Raw genomic sequence first — 23930 nt, 5'->3', positions numbered from 1 at the left:
CAGGGTTACTTATCGCATGCGATGCCGTCGTTGTCTCGATCGAGCCCGGGGCGATAGCCTGGCTGGCCGGCATAGATGGGGGCTACGCCAGCGGCTCGGGCTGCGTCACAGTTCGGGTAGTAGTCGTTGGCGGGAGCTGGCGCGGGAGCTGGTGCGGGAGCCGGCGCGGGGGCTGGTGCGGGAGCCGGCGCGGGGGCTGGTGCGGGAGCCGGCGCGGGAGCAGGGTTGGGCGACGTGGTTGGAGCACGTTCAGGCTCGGGTTCCGGCGTGGGGACAATATTCGCCTGCGACGGCTCATCCCGCTGGGGCTGAGTTGTGCTATTTGAGGTGCTGCTACGCCGCTCAGGCTCAGGGGACTCTTTCTTGTGGCTCGTGCTGGTGCTAGTGGTAGTAGAGCGCTCAGTCCTAGTAGGTGTGGTGGTGCTAGTCGTTGTCTTGCTCGTGGTGCTAGTCGTCGCCTTGCTTGTGCTGGTGGTTGAGCCGTCTGAAGACCCCTTCTTGTCCGAGGAAGGCAAAACCGCCCCTCCTGCGGCAAGCAGCACGACGCTAGATAAAGCAATGATCACCCATTTACGGGGAGCTTTAGTTACTGGCTCAGACGCCCCCTGTAGGAGTTGGCGGTCTCCCCCGGTGAGGTATCCGGCAAGTTGCCGGTCTAGCTCTACCTGCTGTTGGAGCTTCCTATCGCGGGATTGGTAGTAAAACCACGCTGCGCCGGGGAGGATGATAGCGATGGAGATAAATAGGCCGCCGATAAATGATCGCGCTCCGCTGGTGATGCTGAGAAAGTTGGCGAGAAATAGGAGACCACCGATGATGAGGGATGCGGTGGCAAGAACCTTTGGGATTCTGTTTGTGGTGCGGGTGCTGTTCACGTGGGGTCCTTGGGTAGCGTGATGAGGTAGAGATGGTTGGTTATCGGAGGCGCTGCGGCTGTACAGGCGTGTGGTGATGCTCGCTACACGCTGAGGCGGTACGTGCCTCGCGTCTGTGATGTTATATTCCCGTGTGCCGTAGGTCCTTGGTTTTGGTGAGATTGCGACGGCGTTAGCCCCTACAGGGGGCATGCGTTGAAGTACCTACAACCCCAGTGCAGAGATACAACAATCCTCTCTAGGCGTGATAACCGCCTAGAGAGGATGTAAAGAAAAAGTGCGCCATCAGGGACTCGAACCCCGAACCCGCTGATTAAGAGTCAGCTGCTCTGCCAATTGAGCTAATGGCGCATGCTCTGCGTCCCTGCCGTGGTGGCCGGTGCGCTGTGCAACGAGATGTTATATTACAAACAGTTTCACACCTTGTAAAATCGCCAGCTCAAGGGCTATTTAAGAGGTTCGTGGGTCGCGTGTGGCTGCGTGGTGTGAGACGGGGTGTGTCGCTGCGTTGTGGGGATGATGGGCGGCGCTCCTCGCCGGAATGATGGTGTCGCGGCAGCTGCCTAGCAAGGTCCGGGGGAGGGGCTCGATTTTTGACACACAGTGTCGACAACATGGTGTGTGACATGCGATAAGCAACAGTTTGGTCACGGTTTTGGGAAGCGGTTTTTCCGGCGCGGTCCGAGCGCGCGGGGCGTGTAGAATCCACCGAGACTATGGTTTATCGACGGAGTGAAATGTTTAGCACAGGGCGGTTCTCTTTTAGTGGTCTGACGGGCGAGGTCAGCGGGGGTTATACAGCTCAGCCTCGGCTGCTGCGAGCCGTGATGGCGCTGCTCGTGTCGTGTTCTTTGGTTCTTGCTGGATGCACGATTGGTGACGGCAACACGGAAGAAGAGGCCGCTGGGAAGACCAAGATAGAGAAGGTTCGCGAGGAGGAAACTCCGAAGCTGAATGTTGGCGATGAGGCCACGGATGTCAATCCCACGGATCCCATCGAGGTCACTGTGGAGCACACCACGCTGACGTCGGTGACGATGACGAACGAGGCCGGCAAGGTGGTCGAAGCCGAGATCAGCGATAACGGTAAGAAGTGGCATGTCACAGAGCCACTGGGCTATTACCGCACCTACACCGTGGATGCGCAGGCCGAGAACGGCCAGTCCCTCGAGGCAAGTTTCACCACGGTCGCACCCGATGGCCGGGCGGCTGTCTACTTGGGGCCGCTGGATGGGTCGGTAGTGGGCGTGGGCCAGACCATCTCTTTCCGTTTTAACGCCCCGATTTCTGATCGCCAGGCCGCCCAAGACGCTATTACCGTAAGCACTACCCCTGAGGTAGAGGGCGCATTCTATTGGCTGAATAATTCGGAGATGCGCTGGCGTCCGGCCGAGTTCTGGCCCAGCGGCACCGAGGTTAAGGTGAAGGCCGATATCTATGGCGTCGATTTGGGCAACGGCATGTACGGCAACGCCGATAATGAAATCTCATTCAGCATTGGTGATGAGATCATCAGCACCGTCGATGACTCGACCAAGACGATGACGGTGACCAAGAACGGTGAGGTGCTCAAGACGATGCCCGTCTCCTTGGGTGATGCCGATTTCCCCACGCCGAATGGTATCTACATGATTGGTGATCAGAACCCCTCGATGATCATGGATTCTTCTACCTTCGGCCTAGCCGTGGATAGCCCCCGCGGTTATCGACAGAAGGTGGACTGGGCCACCCAGATGTCCTGGTCGGGAATCTATGTGCACTCCGCGCCGTGGTCCATGTGGGCCCAGGGCAGCACGAATACGTCCCACGGCTGTGTGAACGTCTCTCCGGACAACGCCAAGTGGTTCCAAGAGCTCGTCAAGCGCGGCGATGTGGTGAAGGTGAAAAACACCATCGGCGGTGAGCTCTCCGGCTTTGACGGTCTCGGCGACTGGAATATCCCTTGGGAAACATGGAAGAAAGGCAACGCGGACGAAACCTCCTCGTGGTAGACCCTTTCCCCTAGCGCCGGAGACCAACGGCCCAGCCACCTACGCGATGGCTGGGCCGTTGTCGTGTGTATGCCGTTAGAGTGCTGGATCGGCGCTGGGTAGCTCCCATGCGGCGGAGAGGATCTCCATGGAGTGCAGCATCGCCGCATGCGACGGCGACTGCAGCGAGATCATGAGCTCATCAGCGCCGGTGCGCTCCGCGAACTCCGAGAGATAGCTGCGCACCTCGGGCTTCGTACCGATCGCGGTATAGCGCATCATGGTGCTCACCTGCTGGCCTGCATAGGAGTGCAGCAAGGCGTCGAGCTGTTTTTCGCTGATCTCGCGGCCCCGGGCGGCCAGTGATTTCACCCGACTGCGCCGCACCTGCTCCCAGTCCTCCTGGGCTTGGGCTGTGGTATCGGCGGCCGTCACATTCACCGCGGCGATCACATAGGGGTCGGGATTACCGGCGCTCGGCTGGTAGCGCTCGCGGTAGACGGCGATGGCCTCATCGAGGTGCTGCGGCGCGAAGTGTGAGGCGAAGGCATAGGGCAGGCCGAGTTGTGCGGCCAGCTGGGCGCCAAAGAGGGAGGAGCCGAGAATATACAGCGGCACCTCAGTGGCGGCGCCGGGAATGGCCTGCACGCCAGGGATCCGGCTCTCCCCGGAGAGATACCCCTGCAATTCGGCGACATCCTCGGGGAAGCGCTCGGCGGCGCGAGGGGAGCGTCGTAAAGCCTGCACAGTGCGCTGATCGGTGCCAGGGGCACGGCCCAAGCCCAGCCCGATACGGCCGGGATACATCTCCTCTAAGGCCCCGAATTGTTCGGCGATCACCAGTGGCGCGTGATTCGGCAGCATCACTCCGCCCGCCCCCAGTTTGATGGTGGAGGTGTGCGCGCCCACGTGGGCGATCAGCACGGCCGGGGCGGAGGACGCGATACGCGGCATATTGTGGTGCTCCGCGTACCAGATGCGTTCATAGCCGAGTGTCTCTGCGCGCTGCGCAAGCCGTACCGAGCGCGAGAAACTATCGCGAGGCCGTTCCCCGTCGTAGACGAGGGCGAAATCGATGAGCGACAGCGGAATCATGCGTGCCTTTCTCATACGGGAGTAGTGCTTTCACCCACTGTAGAGAAAAGGCCCACACGTGGTGGGCCTGAGTCTCAGCTTATCGACGCCACGCTGCAGGCGTGCGGCGCGAGGGCTTTAGGATTTCGCTGAATCGGGGGTGTCCGTATCGCGTAGCTGCTCGGCGTCCTCTTCGCTGAAGTCCACGGAATCATCCTGCACCAGCGAATCGGTCACTTCCTCCTGCACCGCATTGGAGAGGTAGTCATCGGAGATCTGGGAATCACCCATCAGCTTCTCCATTTCCGCTGCGTGATCGTCGGTGAATTCCTTATCTGGGTGGTGCTTACGGTAGGCGAGGTCGCGAATCTTATTACGGCGCTTCGACTCCGAGGCGATCTTGCGGCGATCGCGGATGTAGAAAATGATCAGCACGGCGATGAGCAGCAGGCCGAGGTAGCCGAGAATCGGGTACACCTTCGCCATCAGGGAACCGAAACCGATGAAGGAGATGGCGTAGCCCACCAAGGTGGTGATGATGAAGTAGAGGCGGAACTTAGACTGCTTGCCCGCGGATAGGCGGCGGCCCAGGGCGTAGAACATGCCGATAGCGGAGTTATAGATCATCGCGTAGACGATGAACACCGCGATAATGGCCATCACCGGGTGGATCTCCTCGAAGAGAGTGAGGTTGGGCACCGAGGAGCCCTCCACCTTGTCAGCGCCGAGGAAGAGCGTCACCGAGATCATCACCAGCAGCACCGTATAGGCGATACCGCCCACGAGCCCGCCGAGGGAGGATTCGCGTGGGTCGAGGTAGCTGCCGCCGATCACGAGCACCATGGAGATCGCCATGATTTCCACCAAGCCTGCGTAGTTAATGGCCGAGAGCCACCACGGACTGATGGGGGATTCGGCCTGCACGGCCACATCGTTGAGGCTGGACAGATCGTCCGGCAGGTTGAACATCATGTAGGTGAAGGCGATGATCACCGCGATGATCATGGCCGGGGTGAGCGCGCCAATCACGTTCGACACCTTGTTGATGTCGAGGAATCCCGAGGCAATCACCAGCGCCAGCATGACGGTGGAGCCCACCCAAGTCGGCCAGCCGAACTGCTGGTTGAAGGTGGAACCCGCACCGGCGAGCATCACGAATCCCAAGCTGAAGAGGGTGATCATCACCGAGACATCCATGAAGCGGGCCACCCACTTCTTGGAGATGTCTTGGAATACCTCGTTGTGCTCGTCGGCCAGAAAATAGCTGCCCAGCTGGAGCGAGAGCATGCCGCCGATGGAGATGAGCAGCCCGGCCAGCACGGCGCCGGCGATGCCGATGGAGCCGTGGGAGACGAAGTATTGGATCGTTTCCTGGCCGGTGGCGAAACCGGCGCCCACGAGCAAGCCAATGAAGGCAAGCGTGATGGATATGACGCGTTTAAGCATGAATGTGTTCAGTCCTTAAAGAAAGCGGAAGTACAAGGCGCGGTGGCATGCGCCCTGCTCAGCAATAGCAGGGTGCAGTGCACGAGACTCACTAAGACTCAAGAAACCGGTCTCAGCATGCAACCCAGAAACTGTCTTGAGCAGCCAAAACGCAAATAGTTGTTATCTGATTGTTATTAAAGCGGAGGAAACTGTGACGTGCGTTTCTTATTAGTTTTGCGCAGCTAATACGGGGGATTGTGCTGCTCTTCAGCGTACCCGCGTAGGCGCATATGCCGGCGGTTACGCCGGGGCGAGTGGATTCTTTGTCGGGCAGGGGAGGGGGCATGGCAGGACTGCTGTGCGCGGGTTCAGTGGCAGAGACCGCTAGGGGTGAGTGTCCCGCCGAGGGGCAGTAGGTAATCAGGCACAATTGCACTATGTCCTCGGATCTTTCGTCTCCTTCATCCAAGCATGGCCAGTGCACACAACTGACAGGACGGGTATATGACGTTCGGGAGCTGGACTCAATCGCGATCATTCTCGTGGGGGAGTCGAGTCTCAGGGGGCTTTATCGCCTGGGGTTTGCCGATGGCAGCGTCTACGTTGGGCAATCCGTGAATGTGGTCTCTCGCTTTCGCTCCCACCGCAGGCGGTGGAATGACATCGTGACTTTCGAGTTTTTCCCGCTGCCGGAAGGCGATCTAGACGACCCAGAGAGGGCCCTTATTGCTGATAGTGAAAGGGCATCATCGGTCCGGAATGTTCGGGATACGCAACGGCCCCACGGTGGTGCCGATGTTGAGTTCACCTCTATAGAGGGGGGCACCACGGTTCTGCCGTGGGATAGAGAGAAGCGAGTGCGTCCGGGGGAAAACGTCATCGGCAGGGATAGCAAAAAATTCTTAGAACTCGCGAGGATGGTCGAATATGAGGTGCTCCGAGATCTCCTCGGATGGTTCATCTACGAGGCACTGCCTGACCCCTACAACACGCACAGACACCTCTGGATAGTGTCATGCTTGCCAGCGACGAATCGCTCTCAATCACACCGAAGGCTGCTGGTGGTGAGTGCGGGAAACCTCGAGATCTTCGTTGTTTGCCAACATATGGTCGCTGGCGTAGCTGAGATCGAGCTGTTCATTAACACTGCGAGAGTCGATGGTGAGCTGGCCTCACTCCAAGATCCGGAGGGACGATGGTATGTCGAAAACAGTGCCTATCCTCTTTCTGAGGTCACGCGCTGGCATTTCACAATGGAGGGGCTCGAAGACATCCTCACTGGGCTCGTTGATTTCCCGCACACCGAGCCGCTCCTGAATAGCGCATATCAGTTGAATGTTCGTCTGATGCGGCAAGGGGGAACGATGTTCGGGCGTTTTCACAATGAATTGCTCGCCAGCGATCTTCTAGCCGCTTCGCTGAAGTGGGGTAACGACGAGTGGCGGGCAGCCATTCGTATAGGGGAGGAGGCTGCCCACTGAGAGGTCCACAGTCGACACGAACCAGTGCTTCGGGTGTACTCAGTATGTAAGGGGGTCGGTCGAGAGTGCTGGTCGCAGGTATGAGCGCGCCCCATTGTGTGGATGGACGTCATGCAGGTTGTCGGCCGCCCGTTGTGCGTGCCTGTTGGCAGTGGCGCCTTCTCTTCGAGAAGCAGGCCTAAGACTTGCTCGGGGGCGCCGGGTGAGGCAATAAAATAAGCCCCCGGACCCTGTTTCCAAGGCCGGGGGCTCATCGTCGGGGTGGCTGACGGGACTCGAACCCGCGACACCCAGGATCACAACCTGGTGCTCTACCAGCTGAACTACAGCCACCATCGCTGCCGTTTTCTGCAGCGAGAGTTATAGTAGCGCACCGCATAAGAAAAGCAAAAACTGCAGCTGGTATGGGTAATTGCTGGCGCGCAAGCAGTGGGGATGTGGCGCTCTCACTTGACGTAGGATGACTCAGTGATACGGTAACCCTGCTGAGAACCTACGGGTGCGCATGCTCTCACCATTCTCCGCGCGTGGGCGGGGAAGCGGGGAGTGTCGCACGCCCACGCCGTTTCTCTCCTCATATTCTTTTGGGCCCGCTGTCGTGGGCCCCCGCGCTCCCCAAGGACCCCTCGTGTTCGATTATCTCGCCGCCAATCCATTGATTGCGCTGATGGCGATACTTGCCCTCGGCTATCTTCTGGGCAAAGTGAATGTGGCTGGCATATCGCTCGGCTCTGCCGCTGTGTTGTTCGTATCCATTGCTTTTTCCGCGGTCGAGCCGGAGATCCAGCTCCCGCCGTTGCTGTATACCTTTGGCTTGGCGCTGTTTGTGTATGCCATCGGTCTGAGCTTCGGCGCGCAGTTCTTTGCGGAGTTCCGCTCCCGTGGCTGGAAAATCAGCGCTCTCGCCGCCCTCGTGCTCACTGGTGTGATCGTGCTGGCCTATGTCGGTGTGAAGTTTCTGGGGCTCGACGCAGCCCAAGGCGCCGGCAGCATGACGGGCGCAGTCACCTCCACTCCTGGTATGGCGGCCATCGTGGAAACCATGAAGGCCTCGGGTATCACCGATCCCGATGCACTGGCGCTGCCGGTGATCGGCTACTCGCTGGCCTACCCAGGTGGTGTTCTAGGCCTGATCCTCGTGGCCGCCGTGGGAGCGAAGCTGCGCAGGGTGGACCACATCGCAGATGCCAAAGAAGCCGGTGTGATCACCGAGGACCTCCACCTCACCGGCCTTGAGCTCGGCCCCATAGAACCCGGCACGGTCGCAGAGGTGCTGCGCCCCACGGGTGCTGAGGTGGTGGCTACCCGCCTGATCCACCACGAGGATCCGGAACACCAAACTCTCATCACCGCGGATACCGAGGTCTCGAGCGGCGATGTGCTGCTTATCCACGGCACGAAGGAGGAACTCCGGCGGGCTACGCACATCCTGGGCCGCGAGGTGCATTTCCCTATCGATGACCACAATCTCGATTACCGCCGCTTCTCTGTGTCTAATCCGCAGATCGTGGGCCGCACTATCGACGAGCTCGGCCTCGCGGAGAAGCGTTTTCTCATCGCGCGGGTGCGTCGCGGTGACTCCGACTTCATCCCCACGCCCACGACCCGTTTGGAATACTCAGACAAGGTGCGGGTAGTCACCCCGACCCACAAGATGGCCGAGGCGAGGACGTTCTTCGGTGATAGCGAGAACGCCCTGGGCAACTTTGATTTCTTCCCCTTCTTCTTGGGGCTGCTCGCCGGACTTCTGGTGGGTATGATTCCGATCCCGATGCCGGGCGGGCTGACTCTCTCGTTGGGATTCGGTGGTGGCCCCATCCTCATGGGCCTGATCTTGGGGTGGCGTGGCCGGACAGGCCGGTTGCAGTGGATCGTGCCCTTCCAAGCCAACAAGATCTTCATCAATATCGGTTTGGCCCTCTTCCTCGCGGGCGTGGGCACCACCGCCGGAGCCGGCTTCGCCGCGGCGCTCTCTGATGTTGAATCCTTGCTCTACGTGGGCTTCGGTCTTGTTCTCACGCTGGTTGCAGCGATCGCCATGGCTGTTCTTGGCGCGTGGGTGCTGGGGGCGAAATGGGATGAAACCATGGGCATGGCCGGTGGCATCTCCACCAATCCTGCGATTATCGCCTATCTGAATGCGCAGACCGGCACCGATCTCGCCGCGCGGGGCTATGCCACGGTGTATCCGGTGGGCATGATCGGCAAGATCATTGGCGCCCAAGTGCTCTTCCTGCTGCTCGTCTAGGCCCACGGCAAACACGCATAACGCCCGCTCCCTTCACACTGGGTAGCGGGCGTTGGTGGTTTTACTGTCCGAGATGCTCCCGGTAGCGGTCGACGGCCTGAGCGGCGGCGTCGCCGCAGTTCTCCGATGTGGGGCCGGGATCGGCTACGAAGAGAGCGCGGCGATAGTAGTCGAGTTCGCGGATCGATTCCACGATATCCGCCAGCGCGCGGTGGGCGAGGCCCTTGTCCGGCTGGTGGTAGTACACCCGCGGCTGCCAGCGCCGTGCCAGCTCCTTGATGGAGGAGACATCCACCATGCGGTAGTGTAGCGCCGCATCGAGCGCCGGCATATGCGCCTTGATGAAGGCGCGGTCGGTGGCGATGGAGTTACCGGCCAAGGGGGCGGGGTGCTCGGGATCGCAGTGCTCCGCGATGAGCTCCAGCACCATCCGCTCCGCCTCGGCGAGGCTGATAGTGGAGGCTGTGATCTCCTCGGTCAGCCCGCTGGAGGCGTGCATATTCGCCACAAAATCATCCATCTGGGCCAGTTCTTTTTCGCTGGCGTGCACCACGATGTCCACACCCTCGCCGAGGATATTCAGCTGGGCGTCGGTGACCACGGCGGCGATCTCCACGATCACATGTCGCGCGGGGTCCAGACCCGTCATCTCCAGGTCGATCCACACGAGGCGATCATATTTTGCGGGTAGCTGCGGCTCAGACATGGTCACGGAGGGCGCTTTCTAGGGTTGAGAGGAACAACAATGGTTAACCCATTCGAGCATAGAAGGAACCCATCAGTGGCGCGAGTAGGCCCGTCGGTGCCACCTTGGACACCGCATTCATGACCTTCGATAGCGGCCCCGGCACCACGCGGCGCCGGTTATTGGCCAAAGCCTCGAGGGTTTCTTTCGAACAGGATTCATAGGTGGTCCACAGGAAGTCGGGCACCACCTTGTCCACGATGGACTTCTCCTCCTCGGCGATCTCCGCCTCGCGCACCGGCCCAGGAGCCAGCAGGGTGCAGTGCACCCCGGTCTTGCGCAGCTCATAGTGCAGCGCCTCGGTAAAGGCATTCACGCCCGCCTTGGTAAAGACGTAGGTGGCGTTATTCGGGATCGGCACATTACCGGCCGCCGAGCCAACATTGAGGATCGCGCCCTCGCCCCGCTGGAGCATGCCCGCCAGCACAGCATGGGTGAGCTCGAATACGGCCCGAGCGTTGAGCTCGAACTGATCCTGCTCGTAGTTCCAGTCCTGATCGCGGAAGGCTCCGAAGCTGGCGATGCCGGCGGAGTTGATGATGATGGAAATCTCGCGCTGGGCCAGCTCATCCACCAGCTCGGCGCGGGCGTTGGCACGGGCCAAATCAACAGCGCGCACCTCCACTTCCACGCCATGCTTATCGACGAGTTCTGCCGCCAGATCCTGCAGCACGGCCTCGCGGCGTGCAACAAGAATGAGGTTATGGCCCGCTGCGGCGAGATCCCGAGCAATCGCGCGGCCGATACCCTGGCTGGCGCCGGTAACTACGGCTCGCTGCTGGGGTTGGGGGAGAGGAAGAGACATGATGAGGTGATGAATCCTAATTAGTTGGAGTTGGCGGCGCGGTAGGAGGCGAGCACGTCGCTGCCAATAACAATATCTCCGAGACCGGAGCCCAGGTTCTGTGCCACCACGATGCCCTTGGGGCGATCGCCGTTCAGCAGATCGCCGGTAGCGCCGGTGGCCTTGGGGTAGTCCTCGGCGATCTTCGCGGGGCGCAGTGCCTCGTACTGGATGGGGTCATCGGCGACAAGAGTGCTGGCGGCGGCCAGTTCCTTGCCCACCACGGTGCCATAGTCCAGCGGCAGCAGGGTCACATCATCGCGCACTTGTGCGGAGGTGATCTCCTGGCCCGGTACCCGCATGGCGAGGCCGGTGATAATCACCCCGGCGTCGCGGATCGCACCGTCGCGATCCAAGGTGGGCTTCAAGGTGATGCCGGGAGTGTGCTCGGCGGCCCATTCCATCAGCGCATCGAGGGAGGAGGAGCTACGGCCCCACACGGTCATCTCCTCATAACCGAGTCCCTCGAGAATCTGGGCATGCGAGCGGGCCTGCACCCCGGTGCCGAGGAAGGTCACATCACGGCGCTCCCCGCCGTCGATAGCGAGGCTGGCGCCGGTGACGGCGGCGGTACGGAAAGCGGTCAGCGGGGCAGCGTCGAGAATGGCGAGGGTGGAGCCATCATCCGGATCGGAGAGCAGCACGCTGCCCTGGACGAAGGGCAGGCCCTTCTCCGGGTTGTTCGGGGTGAGTGTCACCCACTTGGTGCCAAAAAGATTGCGATCTGGCCAGGCGGCGGGCATCGAGTTGGAATAGGAGCGGCCCTCGCCGGCGCTCACTTGAATCTTCGGCACGGTGTTGGCCGAGCCATCAGCGATGGCGATCAATGCCTCTTTAATGGACTCCACGGCTGCGGCGGGGCTGGGCAAATGGGCTTCGACTGTGTCGTGATCAATAATGAGCATGCCGTCGAGCTTACTAAAACACTCTGGCCACCAAGGTGACACATGTCTCAGCCTGCGGGAATGCGCTGTGCACCCCCGCGTGTGAGGGGATGGGACGTCGGGAAGCGGACAGTACTTCTCGAGGACATCGCGGATCGCCCAGAAAAAGTACCCCCGGCAGGACTCGAACCCGCGACACATGGGGTAGAAACCCACTGCTCTAATCCACTGAGCTACGGAGGTATATCGCTGCACGGGGCGCCAAGAAGGCGCGTGCACAGCGATGCCTACGTATGTTAGTCACCGCGCTGATCAGCGCGCAAAAGGCGGGACCGGGACGCGGCCTAGAAGATGCTGCGGGGAATTGAGGACATGGTCAGTTAACGATCCTCGGGCTGGCGGCTATCCTAAGAACATGGCTGAAGCGACGAGCATCTCCGCTGGTACAACCGCACCGGCACCCTCGGCCCCGACCTCCCCGGCGCGCCCGAGCACGGCGCTCTACGTGCTATTTTTCACTACAGCAGGACTGGTTGCGGGCCTCATTTCTTGGCAATTCCTGAGTGCCTCCCTAGCGGCGCTGGGTATTCCCGACCCCGGCCCGGCCACCACCGCTGGGCTGCCCTTTTTGCGCGCCGGGGGAATGATGCTGGCCGCGCTTGCTGTGGGCTCTTTTTATTTCAGCTCTTTTCTTACTCCGCCGCGTACCCAGCACGTCAGCGAGATGTACGTGGACAAACGCCGGCTTGCGGCGGCGGAGCAGCGCTCCCAAGCGAGCGGCTATGGCTATGAGTTTCACCGCGAATCAGAACTGGCCACCCGGCTGCGGGTAGCGGAACTCGGCGTGGATGGCTCCTTGGCCAGCCGCACCGGTGCGGTGGCGGCGCTGTGCTTCGGCATGATCGCGGTGGCGATGGTGCCGATGTATCTCTCGGATGTCTCCGGCGAATCGCTGTGGCAGGCGATGAAGCCGGGGAATTGGTCCATCGCGATCTCCCAAGTTTCTACCTCCTTGGCCTGGATCGTGGTGGCCTGCGTCGCCCTAGTCGTCGGGCTGGGGGCGCTCTTGAGCAAGAAGTGGATTATGCAGCCAGTGTGGCTGCTGCTGTCGGTGCTCATGATCGTCCCGCTGGGTATGGAGGGGCACTCCGCCAGCGGCGGTAATCACGACTACGGCACGAATTCCTATCTGTGGCACCTGCTGTTCATGGTGCTGTGGGTTGGTGGGCTCATGGCGCTTATCGCACACGGCCGCCGTCGGGGTACCCACCTCGATATTGCTGTTCGACGCTATTCACCGCTCGCGCTGGTGGCTGTTATCGGTATGACGCTGTCCGGTCTACTCAACGCCGCCGTGCGTATCGACTTCTCGGACTGGCTCACCTCCGGCTATGGTCTGTTGATTACCGCCAAGGCTGTGGGCGTGGTGGTGCTCGCCCTCTTCGGCTTCGCCCACCGCCGCATCGCCATCCCGCGGCTGGAGCGCGACCCGAATGATCACCGCACCTTCCGCCGCATCGCCATCGTGGAGGTGCTGGTGATGGGCGCGGTCACCGGCGTCGCCGTGTCGCTGGGCCGCACCCCGCCGCCCCCGCCGCTGGTGGCAGACATCAACACCATGGATATCCAGCTGGGCTACAAGCTCTACGAGGAGCCCACCATCTGGAATGTGTGGACGATGTGGCGCTTCGATATCGCCTTCGCCACCTTCGGGCTGATCCTCGCGGGACTGTATATATACGGCCTCATCAAGCTGCGCCGCAAGGGCGAGAGCTGGCCGGTTCGCCGCAGCGCTTGGTTCCTGCTCGGCTGCGCCACCCTAGTGATCACCATGAGCTCGGGTATCGGCATGAATATCCCGGCCACCTTCTCGATGCACATGGTCGGGCACATGATCCTGTCTATGACCATCCCCGTGTTCTGGGTGCTGGGCCATCCGCTGCAGCTGGCGTTGAAAGCCAATGAGCCGTCGACAAGCGATGTGCCGGGGCTCTATGAATTCGCGGAGATTGCCCTCGATAACCCCGTGCTGCGGGTGGTGGTGCACCCAGTGTTTAACACCGTGCAGTTCCTCGTGATCTTCTATCTGATGTATCTGGTGCCGAGTCTGTACGAGGTGGCGATTTCCGAGCACGCCGGACACCTGAGCATGAATGTGCTGTTTTTGTGGTCGGGCTACATGTATTACTGGGACATCATGGCCACCGACCCGCTGCCGGTGCAGCGCTCGCCGATGTCGAAGACGGCGTGGCTGACGTTTTCGCTTCCTTTCCACATGTACTTCGCGGTCTATCTCATGCAGACCCAGCAGGTAATGGGCGAGGAGTTCTACAGCACCCTTGGTTTGCCCTGGGAGGTGGACCTGCTCTGGGATCAGACCGTAGGCGGCGGCATTGCCTGGGCATCTGGCGCATTCCCACTGGTGATCGTCTACATTGTGGTGCTGCGCAAGTGGCTGACCGCGGATCGCCGCGAGTCCCGCGCCTATGACACGCAGGCGGATGCTACCGACGATGAGCAGCTCGAGGCCTATAACCAGTGGCTACAGCAGGTCAGCCGCGGCGAGGACAGGCAAGACGACTACCACAATAAGGACATTTCGCGGCCGCGCCGCCGCTAACGCTGGGTCTGTGTATATGGCCTGTGGATAACCTTAGCCCCGTGGGGGTGGGCGAGGCGGTTATCCACAGGCCCGTGTGCTCTCTCGGGCCGGCAGTCGGATGGATGGGCCACTCTGGTGATCGCACGCAACATAGAACACCAGAAAGGACCGTGCAGCTATGCCAATGATCCAAACCACTCTGATGGGCAATCTCGGCACCGAGCCCGAATACCGGCTATTTCCCAGCGGCAAGGAACTCACGAAGTTTCGCGTCTGCTCCTCCAAATCCCGCCAAAATGAGCAGGGAGATTGGGAGCAAGTCAGCGAGCTGTGGGTGGATGTCGAATGCTGGGGCAGGATCGCCTCCCCGGCCGCACACGCCTTGCGCTGCGGCATGAGCGTGATTCTTGTCGGCCACTTCTATACCGACGTCTGGGAGGTGGAAGACAATGGGGTGACCTCCAAGCGCAGCCAGGTCAAGTTTAAGGCCCAATTTGTCGGCAGCGATGTCACCCGCTCGCTGCTGCGCGTGGGGGCGGGCAGCGAAGATAGTGCGGCGGATACCGCCGCGGATAATCGCGCCGCTGCCGCGAAAGCGCTGGGGGAGGAGGCCGAATCCGTGCCCTTCTAACCCCGTAGTGCAATGTAGGTGCCCGCGCTGGAACTCATGTACCCTTTAAGGCGGCTAGCAGCGTTTTAGCCCTGCCCTCTGCTCGGGCTGGGGCGGCTGCTCATTACTTAACGTGCACGTCATATTTAATAGGGAGTTACATAAGTTGGGCGAGTTTATCTACACCATGAAAAACGTCCGTAAGGCCCATGGTGACAAGGTCATTCTGGACAATGTCACCATGGCCTTTTATCCGGGCGCGAAGATCGGTGTCGTTGGTCCAAACGGCGCCGGTAAGTCCTCGATTCTGAAGATTATGGCCGGGCTGGACCAGCCCTCCAATGGCGAGGCCTTCCTGGATTCCGGAGCCACCGTCGGCATCCTGCAGCAGGAGCCGCCGCTGAATGAGGAGAAGACCGTCCGCGAGAACGTGGAAGAGGGCTTGGGCGGCATCTTCGAAAAGAAGCAGCGCTTTGAGGCCATCGCTGAGGAGATGGCCACCAATTACACCGATGAGCTCATGGAAGAGATGGGCAAGCTCCAAGAGGAGCTGGATGCCGCTGACGCCTGGGAAGTGGACTCCAAAATCGAGCAGGCCATGGAGGCCCTGCGCTGCCCGCCGTCCGATGAGCCCGTCAACCACCTCTCTGGTGGTGAGCGCCGCCGCGTGGCCCTGGCCAAGCTGCTGCTCTCCGAGCCGGATCTGTTGCTGCTGGACGAGCCCACTAACCACCTGGACGCCGAGTCCGTGCTGTGGCTGGAGAAGCACCTGGCGGACTACCCCGGCGCCGTGCTGGCCGTGACCCACGATCGTTACTTCCTCGATCACGTGGCCGGCTGGATCTGCGAGGTCGACCGCGGCAAGCTCTACCCCTACGAGGGCAACTACTCCACCTATCTGGAGAAGAAGGCCGAGCGCCTCGAGGTAGCCGGCAAGAAGGACGCTAAGCTGCGCAAGCGCCTCAAGGACGAGCTGGCATGGGTTCGCTCCGGCGCCAAGGCCCGCCAGGCCAAGAACAAGGCCCGTCTGGAGCGCTACGAGGAGATGGCCAAGGAAGCCGAGCAGTACAAGAAGCTCGACTTTGAAGAGATTCAGATCCCCACCCCGCCGCGCTTGGGTAACCAGGTGGTGGAGGTGCACAACCTCACCAAGGGCTTCGATGGCCGCACCCTGATTAAGGATCTCTCCTTCACTTTGCCGCGCAACGGCATCGTGGGCGTGATCGGCCCTAATGGTGTGGGTAAGTCCACGCTGTTTAAAACCATTGTTGGTCTCGAGGAGCCGGACTCCGGCGAGGTCAAGGTGGGCCAGACCGTGCAGCTGTCCTATGTGGACCAAAACCGCGAGAATATCGACGGCGAAAAGACCGTCTGGGAGGTTGTCTCCGATGGCCTCGACTACATTCACGTCGGCCAAAACGAGATGCCCTCTCGTGCCTACCTGTCTGCGTTCGGTTTCAAGGGGCCGGACCAGCAGAAGCCGGCCAAGGTGCTCTCCGGTGGTGAGCGCAACCGCCTGAACCTTGCCCTGACCTTGAAGCAGGGCGGCAACTTGATCCTGCTGGACGAGCCGACCAACGACCTCGATGTGGAAACTCTGAGCTCGCTGGAAAACGCGCTGCAGAAATTCCCTGGTTGTGCCGTGGTGATCTCCCACGACCGCTGGTTCCTGGACCGCACCTGTACCCACATCCTGGCTTGGGAAGGCAATATCGCCGAGGGGCAGTGGTTCTGGTTCGAAGGCAACTTCGAGGACTATGAGAAGAATAAGGTGGAGCGCCTCGGCCAAGAGGCCGCACGCCCCTCGCGTGTGACCCACCGCAAGCTCTCTCGCTAGACACTAAGTCGGAGCACCCGCCCCCCACAGCGGGGCCGGTGCGCCGCGAAAAAACACCACCACCTCCGCCGAGCTGGATATCAGCTCAGCGGCGGTGGTTGTTGTCTAGAGACGAGAGCTATTTAGCGCACTTGGCGTACCTCAAACTGCATGCGCGGGTGCGCGAAGGCATCCTGGGTTTCGATGAGCTTCAGCTCACGGCTGCCCGCGGTGTAGGTCGCCTCCACCAGGTCGAAAATGGAGGAGGTGGTGGCGGCGAGTGCGGCGGCGGCGTCGCGGCCCTCGGTGTAGTGGCCGGTGAAGAGCGCGGCGGTGACATCGCCGGAGCCGTTGATCTTAATCGGCAGCTTCGGGGTGGTGACCAGCCAGGCGCCCTTCTCATCGACGGCCAGCATCTCCACGGTGCCCTCCTCGCGGTCGGGGCGCTCCACGGAGGTCACGAGTGCCGCCGAGGGGCCAAGATCGAAAGCGGCGTCCACGGCGGCGAGGGTGGAATCCAGATCGGAGACCTCGCGGTCCACCAAGTAGCCCAGTTCGAACTGGTTGGGCACGATCACATCGGCTTGCGGCACCACCTTGTCGCGCAGTAGCGGTGGGATGGCGTCGGAGACGAAGCACCCTGACTTGGCATTGCCCATCACTGGATCGCACACATAGATGGCGTTCGGGTTGTGTTTTTTCACTCGCGCCACCGCGTCGAGGATCGCATCCGCGATGTCGGGGCCGCCCTGGTAGCCAGACAATACGGCATCCACCGAGCCCAGCACCTCGCGCTCCTCGAGGCCGGTGACGATGTCTGTGACATCAGAGGCGGGCATCAGCGGTCCGCGCCAGGCGCCATAGCCGGTGTGGTTGGAAAACTCCACGGTGTTGATAGCCCACACCTCGTGGCCCATGCGCTGGAGGGGGAACACGGCAGCGGAATTGCCGACGTGCCCGTAGGTGACGTGCGATTGGATTGACAGGATGTTCATGCTCTCTATTGTGCTCGAGAACGTGAGGGAAAAGAAAAATGGGTGCGCCCAGACCACGGGCTGCGAGGTGGGACGCGCAACGGCGAAGATCGCCGAGCCGGTGGTGCCGCTGTCAATCGTGGGTGCCAATCCCGTGCACGGGCGCGCCCGCACTGGCACAATGGCCTAAGTACGCACCTGAGCGAACGCATTGTATGTGAGAAGGTAACCACGATGACCGAAACTGCCGCCCATGTGGAAAGCTCCACGCCCGGCCCCATTCATTCCTGCGCCATTCCGGTGCGCTGGACAGACTTTGACCGCTTCGGGCACATGAGCAACTCCATCTATGTGGAGATTGCTCAGGAGGCGCGGATGCGTTTTGCTATCGACGAGTTCGTGCCCCGCGGCCTCGAGATCCCCACCGTGTTCGTGCGTCGCCTTGATGCCGACTATCTCGCCCCGGTGCTTACCGACACCACCGCAGTGACCGTGGATACCCAAGTCATTAGCATCGGCCACACCTCCTTTACCTCGCGGCAGAAGCTGAAGGATCGCCACGGCAAGATTTGCTGCATTATCGAAGTCGTGCAGATCGCGATGGACCTGCACACCTCGAGCCCGCGTCCTATTAGCGAGCGGGAGATCTCGGTGCTCACCCGCGCCGAGGAGACCAAGGCGATCTCGGACGGCAGTAACTAGAGCGGCGAGGTTGTGGTGCAGTTTTCCTCAGGACAGCAGGGGATCCTCGCGCTGATCACGCGCGCCCTCGCGCTCGATAGTGACGCCCATATCCGCATCGCTCGCCGCTCCGGCGGGCTTGAGTGCTTTGTGCACACCCCCTTTTCGGTGCTCGCAGGGCGGCGCGCGGAAGGGACTATCGACAGCGATGGGGCCGTGTATCGGGCCCAGGATCTACTCACCTTCGATGGCTCGGGGTTGCACCCCCAGCCCAGCCCCGCCCCCGGCGGCGCGCTGTCCTGGCCGGGTGCCCTACCCCCAGAAGACGGGTGGGAGCTCATCGAATCCATTCCAGGAGCCGCGGTGCGGCAGCTCGTGGATGCGGGGCGCGGCTTGGCGAATCAATTTTCTACCGCCATGGGGCCGCCAGTGTCCCTGCTCAACTCCACAGTGATCAGTTGTAGCACCGGCGAGATCACGGTGGAGGTGCCGATGCGCGCGGTGTTCGCGCTCAACGCCTTCGCCTTTATCCCCACAGATACCTCCGAGCCCAGTCATAATCGTTTGTTGGTGTCGCGCTCGGGCAGGTGGGTGCGTATCGACGCCTACTACGGCTCGGTGTGGTACCGGGCCGGTGCGGACTCCCTCACCAGCCTGCTCTAGGTGTGATTGACCAGCATATAGGCCACCCGCACCATGTGCTCCCACACCGCGGCACGGTGGGCGTCGGAAAGCTGCTCGGGGGATAGCTCATCCATGGAGGCTTTCATCAGCTCCAGCCAGCGCTCGGCGGCGGCCGCATCAATCTGAAAAGGCGCATGGCGCATACGAAGCCGCGGATGCCCCCGTTGGGCGGAATACTCGCTGGGTCCGCCCCAGAATTGGATGAGAAACATTTTTAGCCGCCACTCGGCTCCCGCCATATCCTCGGCTGGGTACATGGGCCCGAGGATGTCATCCTCCTTCACGCGGGCATAAAAGCCGGCGACTAAACGATCGAAGGTGGCCTCGCCGATCTCCTCAAAGACGCTGCGCGGTTCAGTCATGTCTATCCATTTTAGGTGCTCGGAGAGCCGCAGGCGATGCGTAGCAGCGAGCGCGCCACCCGGTCGCTTTCCTGGAGCATAGTGGGGTCGGTACGCGGCATCGGCGAGATCGTGGTGTCGGCGAGAAACGCCCCCAAGGGAATGCCCACCGCATGCAGCCGGGGATCGGCCTTTCCCTCGCTACCGAGAACACGGCCAGTATGGGGATCGACTTCCCACGAGCGCGAGGCGCTGCCATCGTCAAAACGGAAGAGCCGAGCCCTCGCGCCCACTGAGCGCACCAAAGGCGAGGCGGATCTGCCCATATCGGGGTTGCGCACGAAGGCATCGAGAAGCACTCGGGCCTCGCGGGCGTCGCGGGTGGTGGGAGAGGACATACGAAAGCCGGTCTCGGTGGTGCTCACCTGTGGGGTGGCGCCGAGAAACTCCACGAGGCCGGCGTCGATAAGCGCCAGCAACTGCCGGGTGCGAAACAGCGGCGGCCCCGATCCCGCCATCTGGCCCAGAGCCATGAATTCGCGGAGGCTGGTGGTGCGCGAGGCGTGGGTGTAGCGGCCGTGTTCGCCGAGAATGCCCACGGCCTTGCGGGAGGCGGCCAGGGCCCACATGCCATTTTTGAAGGCGGATTCACGGGCGCGTTCAGCCTCGTGGATATCGCCGCTGAGTCCTGCGGCGATGTGCTCGGTCAGGGCGGGCGGATCCATGCGGAGCCCCGCCAATGGCTGGGAGTAGGCGAAGGGGTCGAAGGAGCGAGAGGTGGCGTCAAGAAGCGGTGCGATCTGCTCCGGCAAAAGCCGAGGATCGGTGGTGCTATCGATGAGCTGGAGAATTTCCTCCACACGGGCAGGGCGGCTGGTGAGGTAGTAGGCCTCGTGGGCATCGCGCAATAGTGCGGGCAGGACCTCGGTGCCGAAATCGATGCAGCCCAAACCGGTGCGTTCCGATAGCTCGGCGATCACGGCGCGAGTGCGGGGATTATGTGGCGCAGGGGGTAGGGAGTGGTACTCCGATTTCGGCAGATAGGGATAGCCGCGGCCACTGGCCACCACCACCTGCGGTTCCTGGCCGCTCGGCTCATAGCGCAGCCCCGAACGCCGGTAGGTATCAGAGATGAAGCGGCCGCCGCGCCCCTCGGTGAGTAGCAGGAGGGAATCGAAGAAGCTCATGCCTAACCCCCGCACCAGCACGGTCTCGCCGGCGACGATGGGGGAGAGATCCTGATCAATGGGGTTGCCCGGGGCGATCCACTGGCCGCTCGCTTGGGCGAGGGCCTCCTCCTCGGCGGAGGGAGCTGGGGTGTCCCAGCCGAGGGCCAACACGGTGGCATCGGCCAGCAGGGTGGTGCCATCGGCGAGTGTTATCAGATCCTGGGAGCCCTGCGGCTCGATGGCGGTGGCGGCATGGGGGTGCTCGCGCACAGTCATCGTCTCTGGCAGGGTGTCGCGCAGCTGCTGGTAGACGGCACGGAGATACTCGCCGTAGAGGGCGCGGCTGGGATTGGACTCCGGTTTGGTGGCGCGCATCTCCTCCCAGAACTCGCTCGCCCGCGCGTCTGGGTCCTGCAGCTGTGCGCGGATCCACTCATACATGGTGGGGCCGGTGCGTGGTGGAATGCCGACGCTGGCGCCAGGGTCGGGGTAGAGGGTGACAGCATCGGCAAGGGTGTTCATGCACATGGTCCGCGGCTGGTCGGTGCGCCATACCTGCCCCGCCCCGATCTGGTGGGGGTCGAGGAGATGCACCGTCAAGGGGGTGGGCTGATCGCTGTGGCGCTGAGCCGTGGATAGTCGCTCAAGCAGGGAGATCCCGCGGGGTCCTGCTCCGATGATGGCGATGCTGCGGGGGTGAGCGTGAGCCGAGTGTGAAATACCCATAATAGACAGATTAGTCCTTTATAAATAGAATGGCCAGTCTAATATCGTGCTGTGCGCGCCGCGGCGGGGCTGAGGGGCCGCGTCTGGCGGGCACCTGCTGTTGTGTTTATCGCATAGGAAGGCTCCGTCCATGACACTCTCACGACGCCCTCATCTCGCCCCGCTTCTTGCCGCGCTCGCGATTCCCATGCTGATGCTCGCCAGCTGTGCCGCGCCCCTCAAAGCCAACCCCGATGATCGCGCCGCCGCCGCGGAGCTGACCTATGCCGATTCGGCCCCGTGGACCAGCCTCTACCCGCCGACCGCGGGCTTCTACCCCAATGGGGGCATCGTGGGAAACATCACCGATCGCCTCTTATGGCAAGACCCCGAGACCCTCGAGCTGCACCCGTGGATCGCCACGGAGCTGCCCGAGATCAACGAGGATGCCACCGAATACACCTTCCGGCTACGTGAGGGCGTGACCTACTCCGATGGCAGCGCCCTCGACGCCGCGAATGTGGTGGCCAACTTTGATCTCTTCGGGCGCGGCGACGCCGAGCGCACCCTGCCGCCCAGCGAGCAGATCAACAACTATGAGCGCGGCGAGGTGCTCGATGAGCACACCGTGCGCTTCCACTTCTCCGCCCCCGCGCCGGGCTTCGCGCAAGCCACCTCCACCCTGAATGCTGGGTTATTGTCGACTGCCACGCTGCGTCGCGACGCCGAGGGCTTCGGCCCCGGCAATGCGGTAAACGTGGTGGCCAGCGGCCCCTTCGTGATCGAGGAGGAGGAACTGGGCACCCAGATCCGGCTGGTGCGGCGCGAAGACTATGACTGGGGCCCGCCGGCGGCCTCCCATCACGGCCCGGCGAAGCTCACCACCCTCACCATCGTCACCGCCCCAGAGGACTCGGTGCGCACCGGTGCTCTGCTCGCTGGCCAGGCCGACGTGATTCGCCAGGTGGAAGCACCCGATGAGCGCCGCTTTCGGGAGCTGGGTGTGCGCATCCATGCCGGCGGCACCGGCGGGATGAATAACTCCATCAACTTTCACTTCGCCCACCCCTATCTCGCGGATCAGCGGGTCCGCGAGGCGCTCATCAAGGGCGTGAACCGAGAGGAAATCCTCGACACCTTGTTCACCGACTCCTACCCGCTGGCCACCTCCACGCTTTCGAGCGAGGCGCGCGGCTATGAGGATCAATCCGAGCACTATGTCTACGACCCCGAGGCCGCGCGGCAGCTGCTCGACGAGGCCGGCTGGCAGCTGCCCGCAGGCGCGGGCCCAGGCGCCATCCGGGAGAAGGACGGCGAGCGCCTGAGCCTCACGGTCAACGAGGCGGTGCCGCAGCCACGCTCCAAGGAGATTGTGACCATGATGCAGGCACAGCTGCGCCGCATCGGGGTAGACCTGCAGCTCTACCCGGGAGACTATGCCGCCCAAACCGCCGCGGCCAAGGACATCGAGAAGATTCAATTGGCCCATCACATTGTGGGCCGTGCCGATGCGGACGTGGTGACCTCCCTCTGGCATTCGGAGAAACGCAATGTTTTGCTCAATGGCGATACAGATACGGGAGAGATCCACGATCCTGAACTTGAACGACTGATGAACGCCATCTCTGGCACCGCGGACCCTGTCGCCCGAGAGCGCGTGGTGGGGGAAAGCCAGAACTATGTGTCGGACAAAGCCTATGCCTTGCCGCTTTTTGAGGAACCCCAAGTGTTTGCCCTAGGCGATAACGTGCGGGATTTCCACACCGGCCCCACCGCCCGTCCGTGGTTCTATGCCACCAGCCTGAGCGCCGCGAAGGAGAACTAGATATGACTCGGTCTGCTGTGTTGTCGCGCATCCTCCAAGCCTTCACCGTGATACTGCTGGTGTTCATCTCCGCCTTCGTGCTGCTCGCCGCCTTGCCCGGCGATGCGGTCGAAGCCCGCTATGCCAGCCCCGAGCTCGGTCTCTCGCCGCAACAGGTGGAGGAGATTCGCCGCTCCTATGGCGCGGATAAGCCCCTGGTGGTGCAGTTCTTCGTGCTCCTCGGTGGCTATCTCACAGGAAACTTCGGTACCTCGGTGGCCCAAGGCAGTGCCGTGTCCACTCTCTTGGGCGAGGCTCTTCCGCACACGCTGGCTCTGGCTGTCAGCGGCTTTCTCCTCGGCGTGGTGCTGGCGGTCCTCATCGCCACCGCCGCCACCTTCGGACCCTTCCGCTGGCTGCGGGCGCTGGCCGGATCGCTGCCGCCACTTTTTGCTTCTACCCCTACCTTCTTCGTCGGCATCGTGCTAATCCAGTTGCTGAGTTTCCGCTTCGCCATCATCCCCGTGATCGGCGGCTCCGCCCTGCATGAGCTGGTGTTGCCGGTGATCACCCTCTCGATTCCGGTGGCTGCGCCCCTCGCGCAGGTGCTCATCCGTTCCATCGATGACGTGGAGGCCAGCCCCTTTGTCACCGTGTTGCGGGCCCGCGGCGCCACCGAACGGTGGGTGCTGTGGCGCGGCATCATGCGCAATGCGCTGCTTCCCACCCTCACTATCGCCGGCATGATCTTCGGCGAACTCATCGGCGGCTCGGTGGTGACCGAGGCCGTCTTCGGCCGAGCCGGGATCGGGGCGCTCACCGTGAACGCGGTATCCAATCGCGACACCCCTGTACTCATGGCCATCGTGGTGCTCGCCGCGGCACTGTTCGTGCTGATCAACCTCATCGTGGATTTGTGCTACCCGCTGCTTGATCCACGCCTGCGCACGGTGCGCACTGCCCGCACTGGCCCCGCCGCCGAGCCCCTCGCAGCC

At 62.1% G+C, this 23930-nt stretch carries 20 protein-coding genes and 3 tRNA genes; 11 read left to right on the top strand and 12 right to left on the bottom strand.

Translation table 11 applies throughout. From position 1 onward, the window contains the following. Positions 1 to 5 precede the first annotated feature (5 nt). On the bottom strand, positions 6 to 1067 hold the full coding sequence (locus GBB18_RS10740; RefSeq protein WP_225990237.1) for an excalibur calcium-binding domain-containing protein: 1062 nt from the start codon (positions 1065 to 1067) through the stop codon (positions 6 to 8). 86 nt (positions 1068 to 1153) lie between these two features. Then, a tRNA-Lys gene (locus GBB18_RS04670) sits at positions 1154 to 1226 on the bottom strand. A 386-nt stretch (positions 1227 to 1612) separates the two neighbouring features. Here GBB18_RS04670 and GBB18_RS04665 point away from each other — a divergent pair. Then, positions 1613 to 2866: an Ig-like domain-containing protein gene (locus GBB18_RS04665; protein ID WP_151549938.1), complete on the top strand. Its 1254-nt coding sequence runs from the start codon at positions 1613 to 1615 to the stop codon at positions 2864 to 2866. 75 nt (positions 2867 to 2941) lie between these two features. On the opposite strand, the gene GBB18_RS04660 is transcribed toward GBB18_RS04665, so the two are convergent. Both GBB18_RS04660 and GBB18_RS04655 read right to left on the bottom strand, forming a co-directional pair. After that, positions 2942 to 3940 (bottom strand): LLM class flavin-dependent oxidoreductase, encoded by a 999-nt coding sequence (locus GBB18_RS04660; protein ID WP_151549917.1) that lies wholly within the window; start codon positions 3938 to 3940, stop codon positions 2942 to 2944. A 117-nt stretch (positions 3941 to 4057) separates the two neighbouring features. Further along, positions 4058 to 5365: a hypothetical protein gene (locus tag GBB18_RS04655; protein WP_151549918.1), complete on the bottom strand. Its 1308-nt coding sequence runs from the start codon at positions 5363 to 5365 to the stop codon at positions 4058 to 4060. A gap of 647 nt (positions 5366 to 6012) precedes the next feature. On the opposite strand from GBB18_RS04655, the gene GBB18_RS04650 reads away from it, so the two are divergent. Continuing rightward, the gene (locus tag GBB18_RS04650; protein ID WP_225979246.1) at positions 6013 to 6828 is read left to right on the top strand and encodes a GIY-YIG nuclease family protein; all 816 of its coding nucleotides are present in this window, start codon (positions 6013 to 6015) and stop codon (positions 6826 to 6828) included. Positions 6829 to 7088: 260 nt separating this feature from the next. Here GBB18_RS04650 and GBB18_RS04645 read toward each other — a convergent pair. Continuing rightward, positions 7089 to 7161, bottom strand: a tRNA-His gene (locus tag GBB18_RS04645). Positions 7162 to 7456: 295 nt separating this feature from the next. On the opposite strand from GBB18_RS04645, the gene GBB18_RS04640 reads away from it, so the two are divergent. Next, complete coding sequence (locus GBB18_RS04640) at positions 7457 to 9076, top strand: aspartate:alanine exchanger family transporter (protein WP_151640902.1); 1620 nt, start codon at positions 7457 to 7459, stop codon at positions 9074 to 9076. Between the two features lie 61 nt (positions 9077 to 9137). On the opposite strand, the gene orn is transcribed toward GBB18_RS04640, so the two are convergent. The 4 genes from orn to GBB18_RS04620 all read right to left on the bottom strand — a co-directional run bounded on the left by orn (position 9138) and on the right by GBB18_RS04620 (position 11792). Then, positions 9138 to 9782, bottom strand: coding sequence for an oligoribonuclease (orn, locus tag GBB18_RS04635; protein WP_151640970.1), 645 nt, complete (start codon positions 9780 to 9782; stop codon positions 9138 to 9140). 43 nt (positions 9783 to 9825) lie between these two features. Next, the gene (gene cmrA / locus GBB18_RS04630) at positions 9826 to 10626 is read right to left on the bottom strand and encodes a mycolate reductase (RefSeq protein ID WP_151549922.1); all 801 of its coding nucleotides are present in this window, start codon (positions 10624 to 10626) and stop codon (positions 9826 to 9828) included. A gap of 20 nt (positions 10627 to 10646) precedes the next feature. Beyond that, complete coding sequence (locus GBB18_RS04625; protein ID WP_151549923.1) at positions 10647 to 11570, bottom strand: ornithine cyclodeaminase; 924 nt, start codon at positions 11568 to 11570, stop codon at positions 10647 to 10649. Between the two features lie 148 nt (positions 11571 to 11718). Next, a tRNA-Arg gene (locus tag GBB18_RS04620) sits at positions 11719 to 11792 on the bottom strand. Between the two features lie 172 nt (positions 11793 to 11964). Between GBB18_RS04620 and GBB18_RS04615 the strand changes: the two genes are divergently transcribed. The 3 genes from GBB18_RS04615 (at position 11965) to ettA (ending at position 16598) form a co-directional block, all read left to right on the top strand. Next, positions 11965 to 14169, top strand: coding sequence for a cytochrome c oxidase assembly protein (locus GBB18_RS04615; protein WP_225990236.1), 2205 nt, complete (start codon positions 11965 to 11967; stop codon positions 14167 to 14169). 160 nt (positions 14170 to 14329) lie between these two features. Continuing rightward, positions 14330 to 14782: a single-stranded DNA-binding protein gene (locus GBB18_RS04610; protein ID WP_151640901.1), complete on the top strand. Its 453-nt coding sequence runs from the start codon at positions 14330 to 14332 to the stop codon at positions 14780 to 14782. Between the two features lie 145 nt (positions 14783 to 14927). Continuing rightward, a complete protein-coding gene (ettA, locus tag GBB18_RS04605; RefSeq protein WP_151529746.1) occupies positions 14928 to 16598 on the top strand; it encodes an energy-dependent translational throttle protein EttA in 1671 nt (556 codons plus the stop codon). Positions 16599 to 16720: 122 nt separating this feature from the next. On the opposite strand, the gene pdxY is transcribed toward ettA, so the two are convergent. After that, on the bottom strand, positions 16721 to 17572 hold the full coding sequence (gene pdxY / locus GBB18_RS04600) for a pyridoxal kinase PdxY (RefSeq protein WP_151549925.1): 852 nt from the start codon (positions 17570 to 17572) through the stop codon (positions 16721 to 16723). On the opposite strand from pdxY, the gene GBB18_RS10625 reads away from it, so the two are divergent. Genes GBB18_RS10625 through GBB18_RS04590 form a run of 3 tightly spaced genes read left to right on the top strand, consistent with a single transcriptional unit; the run spans position 17571 to position 18895 of the window. Then, a complete protein-coding gene (locus GBB18_RS10625) occupies positions 17571 to 17741 on the top strand; it encodes a hypothetical protein (RefSeq protein WP_192795926.1) in 171 nt (56 codons plus the stop codon). The genes pdxY and GBB18_RS10625 overlap by 2 nt on opposite strands. Before the next feature lie 44 nt (positions 17742 to 17785). Next, a complete protein-coding gene (locus GBB18_RS04595; RefSeq protein WP_151529744.1) occupies positions 17786 to 18253 on the top strand; it encodes a thioesterase family protein in 468 nt (155 codons plus the stop codon). 15 nt (positions 18254 to 18268) lie between these two features. Next, complete coding sequence (locus tag GBB18_RS04590; RefSeq protein WP_192795925.1) at positions 18269 to 18895, top strand: hypothetical protein; 627 nt, start codon at positions 18269 to 18271, stop codon at positions 18893 to 18895. Here GBB18_RS04590 and GBB18_RS04585 read toward each other — a convergent pair. Together GBB18_RS04585 and GBB18_RS04580 are read right to left on the bottom strand one after the other, a co-directional pair. Then, on the bottom strand, positions 18892 to 19278 hold the full coding sequence (locus GBB18_RS04585) for a globin (protein WP_151640899.1): 387 nt from the start codon (positions 19276 to 19278) through the stop codon (positions 18892 to 18894). The genes GBB18_RS04590 and GBB18_RS04585 overlap by 4 nt on opposite strands. Positions 19279 to 19289: 11 nt before the next feature. Next, positions 19290 to 21152, bottom strand: coding sequence for an FAD/NAD(P)-binding domain-containing protein (locus GBB18_RS04580; protein WP_151640898.1), 1863 nt, complete (start codon positions 21150 to 21152; stop codon positions 19290 to 19292). 130 nt (positions 21153 to 21282) lie between these two features. On the opposite strand from GBB18_RS04580, the gene GBB18_RS04575 reads away from it, so the two are divergent. Both GBB18_RS04575 and GBB18_RS04570 read left to right on the top strand, forming a co-directional pair. Continuing rightward, positions 21283 to 22956, top strand: coding sequence for a TIGR04028 family ABC transporter substrate-binding protein (locus GBB18_RS04575; protein WP_151640897.1), 1674 nt, complete (start codon positions 21283 to 21285; stop codon positions 22954 to 22956). Between the two features lie 2 nt (positions 22957 to 22958). After that, a partial coding sequence (locus tag GBB18_RS04570; protein ID WP_151640896.1) for an ABC transporter permease occupies positions 22959 to 23930 on the top strand: 972 nt, incomplete at its 3' end.

This window comes from Corynebacterium sp. 11A (assembly GCF_008930935.1).
GTDB classification, from domain to species: domain Bacteria; phylum Actinomycetota; class Actinomycetes; order Mycobacteriales; family Mycobacteriaceae; genus Corynebacterium; species Corynebacterium megadyptis.
The sequence above is the reverse complement of the archived record's forward strand: the minus strand, read 5'-3'. Positions and strand labels throughout refer to the sequence as shown.

Coding starts and splice junctions, on each gene's coding strand:
- GBB18_RS04615 (WP_225990236.1), top strand. CDS start 11,965: ATGGCTGAAGCGACGAGCATCTCCGCTGGTACAACCGCACCGGCACCC.
- GBB18_RS10740 (WP_225990237.1), bottom strand. CDS start 1,067: ATGCCCCCTGTAGGGGCTAACGCCGTCGCAATCTCACCAAAACCAAGG.
- GBB18_RS04655 (WP_151549918.1), bottom strand. CDS start 5,365: ATGCTTAAACGCGTCATATCCATCACGCTTGCCTTCATTGGCTTGCTC.
- cmrA (WP_151549922.1), bottom strand. CDS start 10,626: ATGTCTCTTCCTCTCCCCCAACCCCAGCAGCGAGCCGTAGTTACCGGC.
- GBB18_RS04665 (WP_151549938.1), top strand. CDS start 1,613: ATGTTTAGCACAGGGCGGTTCTCTTTTAGTGGTCTGACGGGCGAGGTC.
- GBB18_RS04575 (WP_151640897.1), top strand. CDS start 21,283: ATGACACTCTCACGACGCCCTCATCTCGCCCCGCTTCTTGCCGCGCTC.
- GBB18_RS10625 (WP_192795926.1), top strand. CDS start 17,571: ATGCTCTCTATTGTGCTCGAGAACGTGAGGGAAAAGAAAAATGGGTGC.
- GBB18_RS04660 (WP_151549917.1), bottom strand. CDS start 3,940: ATGATTCCGCTGTCGCTCATCGATTTCGCCCTCGTCTACGACGGGGAA.
- GBB18_RS04610 (WP_151640901.1), top strand. CDS start 14,330: ATGCCAATGATCCAAACCACTCTGATGGGCAATCTCGGCACCGAGCCC.
- GBB18_RS04595 (WP_151529744.1), top strand. CDS start 17,786: ATGACCGAAACTGCCGCCCATGTGGAAAGCTCCACGCCCGGCCCCATT.
- orn (WP_151640970.1), bottom strand. CDS start 9,782: ATGTCTGAGCCGCAGCTACCCGCAAAATATGATCGCCTCGTGTGGATC.
- GBB18_RS04625 (WP_151549923.1), bottom strand. CDS start 11,570: ATGCTCATTATTGATCACGACACAGTCGAAGCCCATTTGCCCAGCCCC.
- GBB18_RS04585 (WP_151640899.1), bottom strand. CDS start 19,278: ATGACTGAACCGCGCAGCGTCTTTGAGGAGATCGGCGAGGCCACCTTC.
- pdxY (WP_151549925.1), bottom strand. CDS start 17,572: ATGAACATCCTGTCAATCCAATCGCACGTCACCTACGGGCACGTCGGC.
- GBB18_RS04580 (WP_151640898.1), bottom strand. CDS start 21,152: ATGGGTATTTCACACTCGGCTCACGCTCACCCCCGCAGCATCGCCATC.